This window comes from Streptomyces sp. NPDC002125 (assembly GCF_053593715.1).
In genome coordinates this window covers 317,841-333,988 of the sequence record NZ_JBSFDD010000002.1, presented here as the reverse complement: position 1 = coordinate 333,988, position 16,148 = coordinate 317,841, and the positions used below count along the sequence as shown (strand labels likewise).

Here is a 16,148-nt window from a genome sequence, read left to right as displayed (position 1 = left end):
ATGGTGAGTCACGCACAGTGGAAGCTTGCCCGTGACCGGAAGGTCGCAGAGAGCATCGCGGAGAACGAGGAGAGCGCCGAGAGAGTGCGGCGTCGCCAGGAGCTCGATCTGGCATGGGATCTCGGACAGGCGGTGTACGACCGCCGGACCACTCTGGGAATCTCGCAGACCGAGCTCGCGCGACGGGCGAAGATGACTCAGCCCCAGGTCTCCAAGCTGGAGCTCGGCGGCACGATGCCGACCGTTCCCCTGCTGGCCCGGCTGGCGAAGGCCATGGACTCCGCCTTCAGCCTGGAGCTCGACGAGGACGGAATCCAAGTGGCGTTCACCGGCAGGGGGACGGCGGACACGGCCGGTTCCTCCCTGGAGCCCGGGCCGGAGGCCGCAGGCGAGGCGCGAGCGGCGGCCGGGGGCTGATCGGCCGCCGCCGGGTTCCTCTACAGGTGCGTGGGCTCGAACATCCTCAGCAGCGCGGGGAGCACCACCACCGACGGGCCCGGGGCCGCGAGGGCCTTGGCGAGGTCGGCGGACAGGGTCTCGGGGCTGGTGAGGACCGCGGGGACGCCGAAGGACTCGGCCAGGGCGACGAAGTCCGGGCGGGAGAGCTCGGTGGCCGTGGCCTCGCCGAAGGCGCCCGTCATGTACTCCCGCAGGATGCCGTAGCCCCCGTCGTCGACGATCAGCCAGGTGACGGGCAGGCCGTACTGCCGGGCGGTGGCCAGCTCGGCGATCGAGTACATCGCGCCGCCGTCGCCCGAGACGGCGAGCACCGGCTTGGTCGGGTCGGCCGCAGCGGCACCGAGCGCGGCCGGGAAGCCGTAGCCGAGACCGCCCGCGCCCTGCGCCGAGTGCATGGTGTTCGGGTGGCGGGCGTCGAAGGCGGACCAGGCCCAGTAGGCGAGGATCGTCATGTCCCAGAAGCTGGGCGAGCTGTCCGGGAGCGCCTCGCGCACGGAGGCCAGCACCTGCTGCTCCAGCGTGAGGTCCTGCGACGCGATCCGCTCGTGGACCTTCTCCAGCAGCGCGCGGACGCGCTCGGCCGCGGTGTCGTCCTCGCGCGGCTCGACCGCCTCCAGGAGGTCGGCCAGGGCCTCGCGTGCGTCGGAGTGGATGCCGAGCGCGGGGTGGTTGGACTCCAGCTTCCCGGCGTCGGCCTCGATCTGGATCACCCGGCCGCGCGGGGCGAAGGTGTGGTAGTTCGAGGAGAGCTCGCCGAGCCCCGAGCCGACGACCAGCAGGACGTCCGCGGACTCCAGGAAGTCGGTGGTGTAGCGGTCCTCCAGCCAGGACCTGAGCGAGAGCGGGTGCTCCCAGGGGAAGGCGCCCTTGCCGCCGAAGGTGCTGACGACCGGGGCGTTGATCTTCTCCGCGAGCGCGCGCAGCTTGCCCGTCGCGTCGGACCTCACGACTCCGCCGCCCGCGATGATCACGGGACGCTCGGCGTTCGAGAGCAGATGGGCCGCCGCGAGGGTCAGCTCCGGCCGGGGATACAGCTCGCGCGGAGTGGCGTCCAGCGCGCTGACCACGGGCAGGACGGTCTCGGCGAGCAGCACGTCCTGCGGGATCTCCACCCAGACCGGCCCGTGCGGGGCCGTGAGCGCGGACTCCCAGGCGGCGGCGATCGCGGAGGGGATCTGCGAGGCCGTACGCACGGTGTGCACGGACTTCACGATGTCGCGGAAGGACGCCTTCTGGTCGCGGAGCTCGTGCAGATAGCCGTGGCGCCCGCCGCCGAGTCCCGCCGTGGGGATCTGGCTGGAGATCGCCAGCACGGGCGCCGAGGCCGCCGCCGCCTCCTGGAGCGCCGCCAGCGACGTCAGGGCGCCGGGGCCGGTGGAGAGCAGCAGGGGCGCCACCTCGCCGGTGATCCGGCCGTATGCGTCGGCGGCGAAGCCCGCGTTGTTCTCGACGCGCAGTCCGATGTACGAGAGCGAGGAGCGGCGCAGCGCGTCGAACATGCCGAGCGCGTGCTGTCCGGGCAGCCCGAAGACGGTGGTGGCGCCGAGGCCCTGGAGGGTCTCGACCACGAGGTCGCCGCCGTTGCGGCCGGCCGGGGGGTTCAGGGCCGCTTCGGCCTGTGCGGCGGTGAGCTGCGGCCGGTCGTCGTGGTCGTGACTCACTTGGTGCGGCCCTCCGCGATCTGGCGGGACATGATCGTCGTCAGCTCGTACGCGGTGTGTGAGGCGGCGACGGAGGTGATCTCCGCGTGATCGTACGCCGGGGCGACCTCGACCAGGTCGGCCGAGACGAGGTGGCAGGAGGAGAGCCCGCGCACGATCTCCAGGAGCTCGCGCGAGGTGAGGCCGCCGGCCTCGGGGGTGCCGGTGCCGGGGGCGTGCGCCGGGTCGAGCACGTCGATGTCGATGGAGATGTAGAGCGGGCGGTCGCCGATGCGCTGCCGCAGCTGGTCGGTGATCTCGTCCACGCCACGGCGCATGACGTCGGCGGAGGTGACGATGCCGAAGCCCAGCTTGGCGTCGTCGGTGAGGTCCTGCTTGCCGTACAGCGGGCCGCGGGTGCCGACGTGGGACAGCGCCTCGGTGTCGAGGATGCCCTCCTCGACGGCCCTGCGGAACGGGGTGCCGTGGGTGTACTCGGCGCCGAAGTAGGTGTCCCAGGTGTCCAGGTGCGCGTCGAAGTGGAGCAGGGCGACGGGGCCGTGCTTCTTGGCGACGGAACGCAGCAGGGGCAGCGCGATGGTGTGGTCGCCACCGAGGGTCATCAGCCGGGCGCCGGTGGAGAGCAGGTCGTCGGCGGCGGCCTCGATGGTCTCGACGGCCTCGTTGATGTTGAAGGGGTTCGCGGCGATGTCACCCGCGTCGGCAACCTGGGCGAGCGCGAAGGGGGAGGCGTCCTGCGCCGGGTTGTAGGGACGCAGGAGCCGCGAGGCCTCGCGGATGGCGTTGCCGCCGAAGCGGGCGCCGGGCCGGTAGGAGACACCGGTGTCGAAGGGCACGCCGACGACGGCGACATCGGCGGTGCCGACCTCGTCGAGCCGCGGCAGCCGGGCGAACGTCGCGGGTCCGGCGTACCGCGGGACGCGGGAGGAGTCGACGGGGCCGCGCGGCGTTTCGTTGCTGCTCATGGGTGCGGGTGCCTTTCGTTGAACCATGCACGCCTTGTGGGCGTTCATCCGTATGCAGTCTGCCAGGGGCCCGCGTGGGGCCCCTGGCCGTGTGCCGGGAGCCCCCGTGGGGCCCCCTGGCGGTCAGACCGTGGCCGGGTCCGGGGCCGCCGTCGGCTCTTCGGTGCCCCGCCCGGCCAGCCGCTCGCGCCAGGCGGCGAGGACGGCGGCGTCGGTCGGCTTCGTCGCGAGCGAGACGACGATGTACACGGCGAGCGAGGAGAGCAGCCCGTAGTAGACCGGCTCGTTGGCGAGGATGCCGTACGTGGCCATCAGCCCGATCACCGCGACGCCGCCGACGACCACGGCGGACAGCGCGCCCGCCGCCGTGCCCCGGCGCCAGAGCAGGCCGCCGAGGATCGGGACGAGCAGCCCGCCGACGAGCAGGTTGTAGGCCACGGTCAGGGCCTCGACGACGTCGTTGAGCGCGATGGCGATCACGATGACGGCGACGCCCATGATGAGGATGAACGCCCGGTTGCCCTTCACCTCGTCGCGTTCCTCGCCGCCCTCCTTGGTGACCGCGCCCCGCAGCCGCGACCAGATGTCGTTGTTGGCGACGGTGGCGCAGGCGATCAGGGCGCCGGAGGAGGTGGACATCACCGCGGCGAGCGCGGCGGCCAGCACCAGTCCCCGCACACCGACCGGCAGTTCGTCCTTCACGATCGTCGCGAACGCCGCGTCGGCGCTCGGCAGCGTCGGGTACATGACCTTGGCGGCCGTCCCGATGACAGCACCGGCTATCGCGTACACCAGGCAGTAGGTGCCCGCGACGGTGCCGCCCCAGCGTGCCGTGCTGTCGCTGCGGGCGGTGAACACGCGCTGCCAGATGTCCTGGCCGATCAGCATGCCGAAGGTGTAGATCAGGACGTACGTGAAGATCGTCTCGCCGCCGATGCCCAGCGGGTCGAAGTACTCCGTGGGCAGCTGCGCCTTCATCTCGCTGAAGCCGCCGGCCTTGATCACCGCGATCGGCAGGAGGAGGAGCAGGACGCCGATCGTCTTGACGACGAACTGCACCATGTCGGTGATCGTGATCGACCACATGCCGCCGAGCGTCGAGTACGCGACGACGATGGTGCCGCCGAGGATGATCGCTACGGTCCGGTTCACGTCGAAGAGGACGTCGAAGATCGTGGCGTACGCGATGGTCGAGGTGACCGCGAGCATCAGGGTGTACGCCCACATGACGACGCCCGAGATGACCCCGGCCCTGCCGCCGTAGCGCAGATCGAGCATCTCGGAGACGGTGTAGACCTTCAGCCGTGCGATGCGGGCGGAGAAGAAGACCGACAGGGCGAGCAGCCCGAGGCCGATCGTGAAGACCATCCACGCGCCGGAGAGCCCGTACTGGTAGCCGAGGCCCACGCCGCCGATCGTGGAGGCACCGCCGAGGACGATCGCGGCCATCGTGCCCGAGTACATCCAGGGGCCGAGGCGCCGTCCCGCGACCAGGAACTCGCTCTTGGACTTGGCGCGGCGCATGCCCCACCAGCCCATGGCGAGCATGCCGGCCAGATAGACCACGATCACCGCGTAGTCGACAGCCATGGGCTTTCCTCCGTCTCGTTCTCAGGGGTCGGGTGTGGTGATGAAGACGGTAGGTGGCCGGAAGCCGACGCTGAAGTGTACGTTTCCTCCATCCTCGACCCGACGAATGGATGGACCATCCATGCCGGACTCCCCTGCCGGGCCTCCCGCCCCTCCCATCCCGCTGGCCGAGCTGCTGGCCCGGGAGGAGCTCGGGCTGCGCCGCATCGCCGGCCCGGCCCACGCGGACCTGCTGTGGGTGCACACCTCGGAGATGGCCGACCCATATCCGTATCTGCTCGGTGGTGAGCTGCTGCTGACCGCCGGGGTGCAGCTCTCGGACGCGGACACCTATGTGGCCCGGCTCGTCGAGGCGGGGGCGTCGGCGCTCGGCTTCGGGGTGGCGCCCGTGCATGACACGGTGCCTGCCGCCCTGGTGGAGGCGTGCGAGCGTCACGGGCTGCCGCTGCTGGAGGTGCCGCCCGAGACGCGCTTCACCGCGATCGCGCGGGCGGTCTGGCGGCTCATGGCGGAGGCACGCCACCGTGAGCTGCGCCGGGTCACCCGGGCCCAGCAGGCCCTGGCGACGGCCGCGGCCCGCCCCGACCCGGTGCCCGCGGTGCTGCGGCAGCTCGCCGTGCAGCTGGAGGGCCGGGCCGCGCTGCTCACGGCGGAGGGCACGGTGCTGCACGCGGCGGGCGGGCGCCCGGCACCGGATGTGCAGACGGCGCTGGCCAGGCTGGTCCGGGTGGTGACCCCCGCCGCGCCGCAGACCCCCTCCCCCAGCCGTAAACCGAGCCCGTCGTCGGCGACCGACACCCGGGGCGGGACCCATCTCTTCGCCTATGCGCTGGGCGGCGGGCAGGGGATGGCGCTCGCCCTGGCGACCCCCAGGCGCGACGCCGGTGACCACACCGTCACCGGTATCGCCGTCGTGCTCCTCTCACTGCTCACCGCCCCGCACCAGGGCGCGGACGCGGCGGGCCGCTCGACGGCGCTCGTACGGCTGCTGCTCGGCGCGGCCCCCCAGGACGTGGCCCCGCTGCTGGGCGACGGCGACTCCTGGACGGTGGTCCACGCCCGCCGCGCCGACGGCGCCCCGGCCGACCCGCTGAACGCCGGGGCGCTCGGCGCGGCCCTGGGCTCCGCCCTGTCGGACGTGGACCGCGCGACCGTACGGGTCCTGCTCCCCGGCCCCCACGAGGCGGTGACCCCGCAGCCCGGCTGGGCCCTCGGTGTCTCGGAACCGTCCCCGGTCACCGCCCTGCGTGACGCCGACACCCAGGCGGCCCGCGCCCTGGGCCACGCGGAGGCCACCCGCACCGCGCTGACCAGGCACCACTCCGGCATCGAGGGCCTGGCCGCCCTCATCCCCCCGGACCGCGCCGAGGCCCACGCCCGCGCCCTGCTGGCCCCCCTCACCGAGCCCCTGGCCGAGACGCTGCGCTGCTGGCTGAGCCTCCACGGCAGCTGGGACCGCACGGCGGTGGCGCTCAAGGTGCACCGCAACACGGTGCGCCAGCGCGTCGCCCGGTGCGCGGCGCTGCTGGACATGGACCTGGACGACATGGACGTACGGACGGAGCTGTGGTTCGCGCTGCGGGGCCGCCGGCGCTGAACCCGTCCCGGCAGCGCGGGCATGCGCGGCGGTCGGAGAAAACAGGGAGCACGCCCCGGCAGGAGTCTGCTAGACATACGAGCTTCCGCCCCCACCAGGACTTGGATGCCATGCCCCGCGCCGTCACACTCATCCGCTCCGCCACCCTCTCCGACGTGGCCGAGTACGCCTACGCCGCCACCGCCCCCGCCGACGCACGGCTGATCTTCCTCGCCGGCGCCTGCCCGCTGAACGAGGACGGTTCGACGGCGGCGGTGGGCGACTACGCGGGCCAGGCGGCGAAGGCGTTCGAGAACATGCGCACCGCCCTCGCCGACGCGGGTGCCTCGCTGGAGGACGTCATCAGTACACGGGTGCTCGTCGCGTCCTCGCGGCAGGAGGATCTGGTCACCGCCTGGGGCGTGGTCCGGGAGGGCTTCGGCGACCACGACGCCCCGAGCACACTGCTGGGCGTCACGGTCCTCGGGTACCACGACCAGCTCGTGGAGATCGAGGCGGTCGCGGCGGTGCTCGACGCCTGAGAGCCGTCGCCCGCTCAGCCCCCGGGGCCGGCACCCGGAGCCGCGAGGCGTTCACCCCGGCTCCGGGCGATCCGGTGCACATCGCGCAGCGACTCGGCCATGCGCGCCACCACGTAACGGAGTTGCGCTGCGGTGACCTGCCGGTCGTCGAGCATGTCGGCTGCGTGGTCCAGCAGTTCGGCGGCCATGGTGAGCTGGACGCTCTCCACGTCATCCGCGACCCGGGAGACGTACCCCGTCCCGTCGCCGAGGACGTAGCAGGGCTTGCCCTCCAGGCCGACCCACGGCAGCAGTCGCGCCGCGTCGGGGATGATCCGACCGGTCATACGATCAGCCCCGTGCCGCACCTCGGGCAGGGCCTGACGTCGATGCCGTACATGGCACGCCACAGCGGTCGCTCCGGCATTTCAGGTTCGGGAGGAGAGGGCGCCGGGAAGTCCGCCGGGACCGACGGGGCCGGTTGAAGGAGACGCAGCAGCGTCTCGAGGATGCGGGTGGCGCAGTGCAGCACGTCGTCAACTCCGGTGCATGGGTGGGCGATGGCCGCGTGGTGTGCCCTGGGGCCGACACCTGACCATCTGTCGCTGAGTAGTGATTCGCTCACAGAGTGGGACGAGCGGGGCTAGGCTCGCCAGGGGGTCGTTGGTGACAAATGCTTCGTCACACGGGAGTTGACGTTGAGTAACAGCTATGGGGACTGGTTCAGGGAACAACGCCTGGCCGCCGGGCTGACCCAGCAGGAGCTGGCCGCCGCTGCGGTCATGACGCGTTCGCACATCGCGCACATCGAGGCGGGCCGCCGCATCCCCTCGAAGGAAGACGCGCGCCGGCTCGACAAGGCTCTGAACACGGGGAATGTGCTGAGCAGTTTCCTGCCCGAGGACGACGCGGCGGTGGCCGACTACTTCGAGTCGGCACGCCTGCTCGAACGACAGGCGGTGATGATCCGCGAGTTCGCGCTGTCGTTCGTCCCGGGCATTCTGCAGACGGCGAACTACGCGCGTGCCGTCTTGAGCACCTCGTTCCCTCCGGTGGGTGAAAAGGAGTGTGACAGGCTCGTTGTCACACGGCTTGAGCGTTCAAGAATTCTGGACGATCCGGTGAGCCCCGTGGTGTGGGCGGTGCTGGACGAGGCGGTACTCCGCCGCGCAGTCGGCGGCCCGGACGTCATGGCAGAGCAGATCACGCACCTCGTGGGCCTGGTGGAGACGGGGCGGGTGCGCGTCCACGTACTGCCTTTCGGGCTCGGGGTCCACCCGCTCATGCAGGGCATGCTCACTCTTCTGAGCTTCGAGGACCAACCCCCCGTGGCGTACTCGGAAGGCGTCCAAGTGGGCAAGGTCCATGACTCCCCCGCCATGGTCCATCGCCTCGAAGGCGCATACGATCTTGCGCTGGGCGACGCAATGCCGCTCAAGGAGTCATTGGCACTCATGCGGGCGACAGCAAAGGACTACGGCCATCGTGACTGAGCCCTCCACCTCCGATGCCGCCACGCTGACCCCCTGGCGTAAATCCACCTACAGCGGCAACGAAGGCGGAAGCTGCCTGGAGGTCATGGACGGTCACCCCTCCGGCGTGCCCGTCCGCGATTCGAAGGCGCCCCACGGGCCCGCCCTGGTCTTCGCCCCGGCCGGCTGGTCGTCCTTCGTCGACGCCGTCAAGAACGGGCGCCTCTCCGCCTGAGAGAGGCATGGCCGGCCGGCGCCACAGGACCGCCCCACTCCGGACCGTCGGGCCGGCCGCCGTTCACCGTTCCCGCGTGGGCGGGCGCCCTGACCGGTCCCGACCGGGCGGGGTCGCTCACCGCACGCGGGAGCGGTCCTCGCCCTCGTCCTCGTCGTCATCACCCGGGATGTGGACGTCGAAGACGTTGATGTTGATCTCGACGACCTCAAGTCCCGTCATCGTCTCCACCGCGTCGGTCACATTGCCCCTGACCTTGTCCGCGAGTTCATGGATCGCCACGCCGTACTCGACCTCGATGTCGACATCCACCGCGGTCTGCTTCTCCCCGACCTCCACCTTCACGCCACGTCCGCCACCGGAGGACCCGCCCACGCGTCCCGCCACGGCGCCTATCGCCTTCGACGCGCCCCGGCCCACCGAGTGCACACCCTCGGTCTCGCGGATGGCGATACCGGCGATGGTGGCCACCACTCCGTCGGCGATGGTGGTCCTGCCACGCGTCTTCTCACCCGAATTCCCGCCCGGGGTTCCGAATTCAGCCATGACTGCCTCACAGGTGGTTGATGCGGCAAGGCTGCTCGCGTCCTCACCGGCTCTCATTTCACTGTGCGCCTGCCCGCTCTCCCCCGCCATCGAGACATACACAGCGCTCCGTCCGGACACGCTCCGCGACCGGTCGGCCGGGCGGCGCCGGACGCTGCCGCGCGTGCTCAGCATCACCCTGGACAGCTGCCGTGACCGCCGGGTAACTTTTGACCAGGACTGAGCAAGCGCTTAGCCACCTCGACCGACGCTGAAGCTGACACCAGGAGGCACCCCGTGCGCCGTACGGTTTACAACGAGGACCACGAGGCGTTCCGGGAGACCATCCGCGCCTTCATCGAGGCCGAGGTCGTCCCCGTCTACGACGAGTGGTTCGCGGCGGGCCAGGCGCCGCGCGACTTCTACTACAAGCTCGCCGAGCTGGGCATCTTCGGCATCGAGGTGCCGGAGGAGTACGGCGGCGCGGGCGAGGAGTCCTTCAAGTTCGAGGCCGTCCTCTACGAGGAGACCGCCCGCGCGGGCATCTCCTTCGGCGGCTCCGGCGTGCACGTCCTGCTCTGCCTGCCGTACCTCAAGGCGTACGCCACCGAGGAGCAGAAGAAGCGCTGGCTCCCGGACTTCGTCTCCGGCAAGTCCATGTACGCGATAGCCATGACCGAGCCGGGCACCGGTTCGGACCTGGCCGGCATGAAGACCACCGCCAAGCTCTCCGAGGACGGCACGCACTACGTCCTCAACGGCGCCAAGACCTTCATCACCGGTGGTGTCCACGCCGACAAGGTCATCGTCTGTGCCCGCACGGACGCCCCCAAGGCCGACGACCGCCGCCACGGCATCTCGCTCCTCGTCGTCGACACCAAGTCCGAGGGCTACTCGGTCGGCCGCAAGCTCGACAAGCTGGGCCTGAAGGTCTCCGACACCGCCGAGCTGGCCTTCGTCGACGTCAAGGTGCCCGTCGAGGACCTGCTGGGCGAGGAGAACAAGGGCTTCTCCTACCTCGGCCAGAACCTCCCGCAGGAGCGCCTGGGCATCGCCGTCGGCGCGTACGCGCAGGCGAAGGCCGCCGTACGGTTCGCCCAGCAGTACACGCAGGACCGCACCGTCTTCGGCAAGACCGTCGCGTCCTTCCAGAACACCAAGTTCGAGCTGGCCGCCTGCAAGGCCGAGGTCGACGCCGCCGAGGCCGTCTGCGACCGCGCGATCGAGGCCCTGGACGCCGGTGAGCTCACCCCCGCCGAGGCCGCGTCCGCGAAGCTGTTCTGCACCGAGGTCGCCCACCGTGTGATCGACCGCTGCCTCCAGCTGCACGGCGGCTACGGCTTCATGAACGAGTACCCGATCGCCCGTCTCTACACGGACAACCGGGTCAACCGCATCTACGGCGGCACCAGCGAGGTCATGAAGTCGATCATCGCGAAGTCCATGGGTCTCTGAGAGCGGCTACGTTTCTCCTCCATGAGCGCAGCACTTGAATCCCTGCTCGATCTGCTCGACCTGGAGCAGATCGAGCAGGACATCTTCCGGGGCATGAGCCGTTCGGCGGTCGTGCCCCGCGTCTTCGGCGGCCAGGTCGCGGCCCAGGCCCTGGTCGCCGCCGGGCGCACGGTCCCCGACGACCGTGGCGCCCACTCCCTGCACGCGTACTTCCTGCGCCCCGGGGACCCGGGCGCCCCGATCGTCTACAGCGTGGACCGGATTCGCGACGGGCGGTCGTTCACCACCCGCCGGGTCGTCGCCGTGCAGCACGGAAAGCCGATCTTCCATCTCTCGGCGTCCTTCCAGGTGCACGAGGAAGGCATGGACCACCAGGCCGTCATGCCCTCCGCCCCTGACCCGGAGACCCTGCCGACGGCCGGGCAGATGCTGCCCCGGTACGCGGACCGCTTCACGGACCCGAGCATGATCGACCGGCTGCTGGAGGCCCGCGCCGCAGTCGATCTGCGCTACGTGGACGCCCCGCCCTTCGCCACCGCCGGTGAGCCGCGCGAGCCGCGCTCCCAGGTCTGGTTCCGGACGCACGGCAAGCTGGCCGACGATCCGCTGCTGCACGTCTGCCTGGCGACGTACGTCTCCGACATGACGCTGCTGGACTCGGTGCTGCTCGCCCACGGGCGCGGCGGCTGGTCGGTCGGTGACGTGGTGGGCGCCAGCCTGGACCACGCGATGTGGTTCCACCGTCCCTTCCGCGCCGACGAATGGCTGCTGTACGACCAGGAGTCGCCCTCGGCGTCCGGCGGGCGGGGTCTCGGCCAGGCCAGGATCTGGACGGCCGACGGCAAGCTGGCCATCACGGTCATCCAGGAGGGCCTGGTCCGCGTCCCGAGGAACTGAGATCGCAGTCCCGAGCGATGAGGTTCGCGTCCCGGGGGGCCGGAGCTGTCGCGTCCCCGGGGGGCCGGGATCACAGATTCGGACATACTGCCCACCATGAGTGACGAGCAGACCGGCGGCAGCGAGTCCACGTTCACCGTCGTCGTCGCGGCGATGGCCAATCTCGGCATCGCCGTGGCGAAGCTGGTGGCGGGGCTGATCAGCGGTTCGAGCGCGATGCTCTCGGAGGCCGCGCACTCGGTCGCCGACACCGTCACCGAGGTCATGCTGCTCACCGCGCTGAAGCGCAGCGAGAAGCCCGCCGACGAGGACCACCCGCTGGGCTACGGCCCCGAGCGCTACATCTGGGCGATGCTCGCCGCCGTGGCGACGTTCGTCGGCGGCGCGGTGTTCTCCCTGTACGACGGCATCCACACCCTGCTGAAGGGCGAGGAGCTCGGCGATCCGCTCGTCTCGTACGTCGTGCTCGCGGTCGCGTTCCTGCTGGAGGGCTTCTCGCTGCGCACGGGCATCCGCCAGGTGCGCGGTGAGGCCGCCCGGCTGCGGATGCCCGCGCCGCGCTATCTGCGCCGGACCCCCGACACCGCGGTCAAGGCGGTGGTGATGGAGGACTCGGCGGCCCTGACCGGTCTGCTGCTCGCGGCCGGCGGCCTGCTCGGCGGGCAGCTCTCCGGATCAGGGGTCTGGGACGGCATCGCCTCTATCCTCATCGGCGTACTGCTGGTGTACGTGGCCTGGGTGCTCTGCCGGGCCAACGCCCAGCTGCTGATCGGCCGCCCGCTCCCCCCGGAGATGCGCGCCGGGGTGCGGGAGGAGCTGTTGTCCGTGCCGCACATCGTCGAGGTGGTGGAGCTGACCACGCTGATCCAGGGGCCGTCGGAGCTGCTGATCGCAGCGAAGATCGACTTCCGGGACGCGTCGACCGCCGCGCAGATCGAGTGGGCCTGCGAGGAGGCGGAGCAGCAGCTCCGTGAGCGCTACGCGTCCATCCAGCGGGTGTACCTCGACCCGACACCGGGGCGCGCGCAACGCCTGGCCGCGCGCGCCGGGGGCGGCTGAAACAAGCCCGATCGATCATGCGTGCGCCGGGCGTGCGCCGGAATGCGGGAGTGCTGCGGCATGCGGGGTCCGCGCCGCCCGCCCGGGGTAGAACCGTGGCGACCACTCCCCCTACCGAGGAGCACTCGCCGTGCCTCTGCACCCCTCCCCCATCGTCCTCGACCCCGCCGCCCGCGACGCGGACGCCGAACACGAGCTCTTACGGGCCCAGGGTCCCGCGACACGTATCGACATCCTCGGTGTCGAGGCCTGGTCCGTGACCGACCCCGCCCTGCTGAAGGAGCTGCTGACCAGCCCGGCCGTGTCCAAGGACGCGCGCCGGCACTGGCCCGGCTTCGAGGAGGCCGTCCAGACGTGGCCGCTGGCCCTGTGGGTCGCCGCGACGAACATGTTCACCGCCTACGGAGGCGATCACCGCCGCCTGCGCCGCATCGTCGCGCCGGCCTTCAGCGCCCGGCGCGTCGCGGCTCTGAGGCCGACCGTCGAAGGCATCGTGAATCAGCTCCTGGACGCCCTGGAGGACACCCCGCCGGGCGAAGCGGCCGATCTGCGCGACCGGTTGGCGTATCCGCTGCCCATCGCGGTCATCGGCCGGCTGCTGGGCGTCCCCGATGTCCGGGCCACCGAGTTCCGCTCCCTGGTCAACGACGTGTTCGCCACCACCCTGACCCCTGAGGAGGCCGCGTCGAACGCCGAGCAGCTGTACGCCATGCTCGACGCGCTCATCGCAGCCAAGCGGGCCGACCCCGGTGAGGACATGGCGTCCGTACTGATCGCCCTGGGTGAGGAGAACACGGACGGACAGGGGCTGACCGAAGAGGAGTTGCGCGACACGCTGCTCCTGATGATCAACGCCGGTTACGAGACGACCGTCAACCTGATCGACCAGGCCGTGACCCACCTGCTCACCGACCCGGGCCAGCTCGCGCATGTCCGTGAGGGCCGTGCGTCATGGACGGACGTGGTGGAGGAGACCCTGCGGCACTCCCCGCCGGTCAAGCACCTGCCCCTGCGCTACGCCGTCGCCGACATCCCGCTCCCCGACGGGCGGACCATCGCCAAGGGCGAGGCGATCCTCGCCTCCTACGCCGCCGCCAACCGTCATCCCGGCTGGCACCGGGACCCGCACGCCTTCGACGTCACCCGGATCACCAAGGAGCACCTCGCCTTCGGCCACGGCATCCACTTCTGCCTGGGCGCCGCGCTGGCCAGGATGGAGGGGGAGGTCGCGCTCAGCGCCTTCTTCGACCGCTTCCCGGACGCCGAACTCGCTCCCGAGGAGGGGGACATGGGGCCGGTGCCGTCGCTGATCAGCAACGGCCACCGCTCGCTGCCCGTCCGTCTGCGGCCGCGCGAGGACTGACCCCGGCCCCTCGCACGTGGTCCGGCCGCCCGACGGACGCGCCGGGCCACGGCTCCACGCCCGCCGGACCGTCCCGCGCTGTGAGGAGCCGACGCGTCACGCCCGCTCGACGGACGGCAGCAACCCGGCCGCGTCGAGCAGGTAGTCGGTCATCGGGTCGTAGTAGCGCGGGTCGGTCACGTGGTCGTCGAGCGGCACGGTGACCTGGAGGGTGCCCTCCGCCTCGCCGAGGAAGAGCGCGGGGTCGTTGCAGTCCGCGTAGCCGATGGAGTCGATCCCGCGCTGCCCGGCGCACCCGGCCCAGCCGTGGTCGGCGACGACCAGATCGGGCTGGGGCCGGCCCTCGCGCTCCAGGCCGTCCAGGATGGCGGCCATCGGGACAGGGGAGTGCGTGTGCCACAGGGTCGCCCCGCGCTCCAGGACGGCGACGCCGGCGAACTGGAAGACCATGCCCTCGTCCGCCATCAGGCCGCCGGGGATCCGTACGATCTCGCATCCCGCGGCCCGCAGGGCGTCCGCCGTCTGCCGGTGCACGTCGAGCAGCCCGCCCGGGTGCCCGGTCGCGAACAGCACCCGCTCGCCGTCCGCGGCGGCCTTGCGGAGCCGGGCCGCCATCCGGTCCAGGGCGTCGACCGTCAGCTCAGGGTCGATGGTGTCCTGGCCCTGCCGGTGCTCCGGGTCGTCGCTGACCCCGCATCTCTCGGCCATCACGGCCAGGACGTCCTGCTCGTCGGTCCACCGGTCACCGAGCTCCAGCCCCAGCCAGAAATGGCGGTTGCCGTTGGCGAGCTGGCGGTAATGGGAGAGGTTGTTGTCGCGGGGCGTGGCGACGTCGCCCGCGATACGTGTACGGACGAGGTGCTCGACGAGGGCGGCGCGGCTGGGTATCGGCATGGACCCATTGTGCCGTCGGGGCCGCGCTGTGTGCCCGGTGTCTTGCCCGGCGGACAGCGAGGCGCCATGCGCCGGCAGCGGATGTATGCGGTATTGGCTACCTTTGTATGGAGCCCATGCCCCCCATACCTGGAGGCGCCCGTGTCAGCCACGCAGATCGACATCGACGACGAAGCTCTCGCCGAGGCCATGCGCCTCTCCGGCGCGAAGACCAAGAAGGAGATGGTCAATATCGCGCTGCGCGAGTACGCGAGCCGACGGTAGCGCACGGAGGCCCGGCTCCGGCACCTGGACAGGGCCCAGCAGTGGGATGACGACGACTTCTGGCTCCGCCACGCGGCCGAGAAGGGCGACGACGTGCGCCGCCATGATCAGCAGGACGTCGCCTGACCGTGATTCGCTACCTGGCCGACTCGACAGCGGTGTGGCGCCTGCAACGTGACCGGAAGCTCAGCGACGCCTGGGCCCACGAGCTCGAGGAGGGAGCGATCGGCTCGTGCGCCCCGCAGCGCACCGAATTCCTGCAGTCCGCCAGGGACCTGGACGAGTTCGACGCCATGACGGAGATGTTCACCGACCTCTACCCGGACGTACAGGTCACCAAGAGCGTCTGGCGCTGGACCGAAGCCGCGCAGTTCCGCCTCGCCCAGCGGGGTCAGCACCGGAGCCTCTCCGCCGTGGACTGGCTGGTCTGTGCCACCGCCGCACACCACGGCCTCGTCGTCCTGCATGACGACAACGAACTCCGCGCCGCCGCGCGGCTGCTCCCCGACGTGACGGAGAGGAACGTCTTCATGCTCCCGGGGTGACGTCCCCCGCCTCCGCCTACGAGGCCGCAGCCGCGAACGCCCCCCGCGCCAGCCGGTGCAGCAGCGCCGCCGTGGCCGTGCGGTCGGGGAGGGCTTCGGGGCGGGTCAGGTGGGGGGTGGAGTTCAGCAGGCCGAACACCGCGTGGACGGTGACCCGGGCCTCGTTCTCCGCGAGGGCGGGATAGAGCGCGCGCACGGCCTCGACCCAGACCTCGACGTACTGCCGCTGGAGCTGGCGCACCCGCTTGCGGTCGGTGTCGCGCAGCCGGTCCAGCTCGCGGTCGTGGAGGGTGATCAGCGGGCGGTCGTCCAGGGCGAAGTCGATGTGGCCCTCGATGAGGGCGTCGAGGAGCTCCTCGGGCGAGCCGCCGCCGGAGTCGCCGCCCTCGGTGACGCGCAGCCTGCCGCCGGCCAGCAGGCGCTCACTGATGCCGACGAGCAGCTCGGCGAGCATGGCGTCCTTGCCGGGGAAGTGGCGGTAGAGACCGGGGCCGCTGATGCCGACCGCCGCCCCTATCTCGTCGACCCCGACACCGTGGAAGCCGCGCTCGGCGAAGAGGCGGGCGGCCTCTCTCAGGATCTGCTCGCGGCGCGTGGGAGCCGCGACACGGGCGGCGGCATGGGTGCTCATGAGGATTCATTCTAGACAGGGGGGTTAGCGCTCGTT

Annotated in this window: 17 protein-coding genes and 1 pseudogene; 11 read left to right on the top strand and 7 right to left on the bottom strand. The window is 71.2% G+C overall.

Going from position 1 to position 16,148, the window contains the following annotated elements:
* A complete protein-coding gene (locus ACWCQM_RS04645; RefSeq protein WP_450913885.1) occupies nt 1-417 on the top strand; it encodes a helix-turn-helix domain-containing protein in 417 nt (138 codons plus the stop codon).
* Between the two features lie 20 nt (nt 418-437).
* On the opposite strand, the gene ACWCQM_RS04640 is transcribed toward ACWCQM_RS04645, so the two are convergent.
* The 3 genes from ACWCQM_RS04640 to ACWCQM_RS04630 form a co-directional block, all read right to left on the bottom strand.
* Nucleotides 438-2,120, bottom strand: a complete 1,683-nt coding sequence (locus ACWCQM_RS04640) for a thiamine pyrophosphate-binding protein (protein WP_450913884.1) — start codon at nt 2,118-2,120, stop codon at nt 438-440.
* Nucleotides 2,117-3,085, bottom strand: coding sequence for an agmatinase (gene speB, locus ACWCQM_RS04635; protein WP_450913883.1), 969 nt, complete (start codon nt 3,083-3,085; stop codon nt 2,117-2,119). The genes ACWCQM_RS04640 and speB overlap by 4 nt, the downstream gene beginning before the upstream one ends.
* Nucleotides 3,086-3,208: 123 nt before the next feature.
* Nucleotides 3,209-4,675: a sodium:solute symporter gene (locus ACWCQM_RS04630; RefSeq protein ID WP_450913882.1), complete on the bottom strand. Its 1,467-nt coding sequence runs from the start codon at nt 4,673-4,675 to the stop codon at nt 3,209-3,211.
* Between the two features lie 121 nt (nt 4,676-4,796).
* Here ACWCQM_RS04630 and ACWCQM_RS04625 point away from each other — a divergent pair, with 121 nt between their 5' ends.
* Entirely contained in the window at nt 4,797-6,272 is a 1,476-nt protein-coding gene (locus ACWCQM_RS04625) for a PucR family transcriptional regulator ligand-binding domain-containing protein (protein WP_450913881.1), read from the top strand.
* A gap of 110 nt (nt 6,273-6,382) precedes the next feature.
* Complete coding sequence (locus tag ACWCQM_RS04620) at nt 6,383-6,793, top strand: RidA family protein (RefSeq protein WP_450913880.1); 411 nt, start codon at nt 6,383-6,385, stop codon at nt 6,791-6,793.
* Between the two features lie 14 nt (nt 6,794-6,807).
* Here the strand turns inward: ACWCQM_RS04620 and ACWCQM_RS04615 are convergent, their stop codons facing one another.
* Entirely contained in the window at nt 6,808-7,119 is a 312-nt protein-coding gene (locus ACWCQM_RS04615; protein WP_450913879.1) for a hypothetical protein, read from the bottom strand.
* A 351-nt stretch (nt 7,120-7,470) separates the two neighbouring features.
* Between ACWCQM_RS04615 and ACWCQM_RS04610 the strand changes: the two genes are divergently transcribed.
* Both ACWCQM_RS04610 and ACWCQM_RS04605 read left to right on the top strand, forming a co-directional pair.
* The gene (locus tag ACWCQM_RS04610; RefSeq protein WP_450913878.1) at nt 7,471-8,265 is read left to right on the top strand and encodes a helix-turn-helix domain-containing protein; all 795 of its coding nucleotides are present in this window, start codon (nt 7,471-7,473) and stop codon (nt 8,263-8,265) included.
* Nucleotides 8,258-8,479, top strand: a complete 222-nt coding sequence (locus ACWCQM_RS04605; RefSeq protein ID WP_450913877.1) for a DUF397 domain-containing protein — start codon at nt 8,258-8,260, stop codon at nt 8,477-8,479. Before ACWCQM_RS04610 ends, ACWCQM_RS04605 begins: the two co-directional genes overlap by 8 nt.
* Before the next feature lie 117 nt (nt 8,480-8,596).
* On the opposite strand, the gene ACWCQM_RS04600 is transcribed toward ACWCQM_RS04605, so the two are convergent.
* Nucleotides 8,597-9,025 carry an Asp23/Gls24 family envelope stress response protein gene (locus ACWCQM_RS04600; RefSeq protein WP_450913876.1) on the bottom strand — a complete coding sequence of 143 codons (429 nt, stop codon included), beginning with the start codon at nt 9,023-9,025 and terminating at the stop codon, nt 8,597-8,599.
* A gap of 276 nt (nt 9,026-9,301) precedes the next feature.
* Between ACWCQM_RS04600 and ACWCQM_RS04595 the strand changes: the two genes are divergently transcribed.
* The 4 genes from ACWCQM_RS04595 to ACWCQM_RS04580 all read left to right on the top strand — a co-directional run bounded on the left by ACWCQM_RS04595 (nt 9,302) and on the right by ACWCQM_RS04580 (nt 13,778).
* Entirely contained in the window at nt 9,302-10,459 is a 1,158-nt protein-coding gene (locus tag ACWCQM_RS04595) for an acyl-CoA dehydrogenase family protein (protein WP_329229091.1), read from the top strand.
* 21 nt (nt 10,460-10,480) lie between these two features.
* Nucleotides 10,481-11,356, top strand: coding sequence for an acyl-CoA thioesterase (locus tag ACWCQM_RS04590; RefSeq protein ID WP_267075591.1), 876 nt, complete (start codon nt 10,481-10,483; stop codon nt 11,354-11,356).
* A gap of 96 nt (nt 11,357-11,452) precedes the next feature.
* Nucleotides 11,453-12,415, top strand: coding sequence for a cation diffusion facilitator family transporter (locus ACWCQM_RS04585; RefSeq protein WP_450913875.1), 963 nt, complete (start codon nt 11,453-11,455; stop codon nt 12,413-12,415).
* A 130-nt stretch (nt 12,416-12,545) separates the two neighbouring features.
* Nucleotides 12,546-13,778 carry a cytochrome P450 family protein gene (locus ACWCQM_RS04580; RefSeq protein ID WP_450913874.1) on the top strand — a complete coding sequence of 411 codons (1,233 nt, stop codon included), beginning with the start codon at nt 12,546-12,548 and terminating at the stop codon, nt 13,776-13,778.
* A gap of 96 nt (nt 13,779-13,874) precedes the next feature.
* Here ACWCQM_RS04580 and ACWCQM_RS04575 read toward each other — a convergent pair whose 3' ends face one another.
* Entirely contained in the window at nt 13,875-14,672 is a 798-nt protein-coding gene (locus ACWCQM_RS04575; RefSeq protein WP_450913873.1) for a phosphatase, read from the bottom strand.
* Nucleotides 14,673-14,813: 141 nt separating this feature from the next.
* Between ACWCQM_RS04575 and ACWCQM_RS04570 the strand changes: the two are divergent.
* Together ACWCQM_RS04570 and ACWCQM_RS04565 are read left to right on the top strand one after the other, a co-directional pair.
* Nucleotides 14,814-15,062: pseudogene (locus ACWCQM_RS04570) on the top strand (type II toxin-antitoxin system VapB family antitoxin).
* Between the two features lie 2 nt (nt 15,063-15,064).
* Nucleotides 15,065-15,481: a PIN domain-containing protein gene (locus ACWCQM_RS04565; protein ID WP_450913872.1), complete on the top strand. Its 417-nt coding sequence runs from the start codon at nt 15,065-15,067 to the stop codon at nt 15,479-15,481.
* A 16-nt stretch (nt 15,482-15,497) separates the two neighbouring features.
* Here ACWCQM_RS04565 and ACWCQM_RS04560 read toward each other — a convergent pair whose 3' ends face one another.
* The gene (locus ACWCQM_RS04560; protein ID WP_450913871.1) at nt 15,498-16,112 is read right to left on the bottom strand and encodes an SACE_7040 family transcriptional regulator; all 615 of its coding nucleotides are present in this window, start codon (nt 16,110-16,112) and stop codon (nt 15,498-15,500) included.
* Nucleotides 16,113-16,148: the final 36 nt, after the last annotated feature.

What these genes read in the sequence shown, in the direction of transcription:
- speB (WP_450913883.1), bottom strand. Translation starts at nt 3,085, where the DNA reads ATGAGCAGCAACGAAACGCCGCGCGGCCCCGTCGACTCCTCCCGCGTC.
- ACWCQM_RS04620 (WP_450913880.1), top strand. Translation starts at nt 6,383, where the DNA reads ATGCCCCGCGCCGTCACACTCATCCGCTCCGCCACCCTCTCCGACGTG.
- ACWCQM_RS04575 (WP_450913873.1), bottom strand. Translation starts at nt 14,672, where the DNA reads ATGCCGATACCCAGCCGCGCCGCCCTCGTCGAGCACCTCGTCCGTACA.
- ACWCQM_RS04625 (WP_450913881.1), top strand. Translation starts at nt 4,797, where the DNA reads ATGCCGGACTCCCCTGCCGGGCCTCCCGCCCCTCCCATCCCGCTGGCC.
- ACWCQM_RS04600 (WP_450913876.1), bottom strand. Translation starts at nt 9,025, where the DNA reads ATGGCTGAATTCGGAACCCCGGGCGGGAATTCGGGTGAGAAGACGCGT.
- ACWCQM_RS04645 (WP_450913885.1), top strand. Translation starts at nt 1, where the DNA reads ATGGTGAGTCACGCACAGTGGAAGCTTGCCCGTGACCGGAAGGTCGCA.
- ACWCQM_RS04615 (WP_450913879.1), bottom strand. Translation starts at nt 7,119, where the DNA reads ATGACCGGTCGGATCATCCCCGACGCGGCGCGACTGCTGCCGTGGGTC.
- ACWCQM_RS04590 (WP_267075591.1), top strand. Translation starts at nt 10,481, where the DNA reads ATGAGCGCAGCACTTGAATCCCTGCTCGATCTGCTCGACCTGGAGCAG.
- ACWCQM_RS04585 (WP_450913875.1), top strand. Translation starts at nt 11,453, where the DNA reads ATGAGTGACGAGCAGACCGGCGGCAGCGAGTCCACGTTCACCGTCGTC.
- ACWCQM_RS04630 (WP_450913882.1), bottom strand. Translation starts at nt 4,675, where the DNA reads ATGGCTGTCGACTACGCGGTGATCGTGGTCTATCTGGCCGGCATGCTC.
- ACWCQM_RS04560 (WP_450913871.1), bottom strand. Translation starts at nt 16,112, where the DNA reads ATGAGCACCCATGCCGCCGCCCGTGTCGCGGCTCCCACGCGCCGCGAG.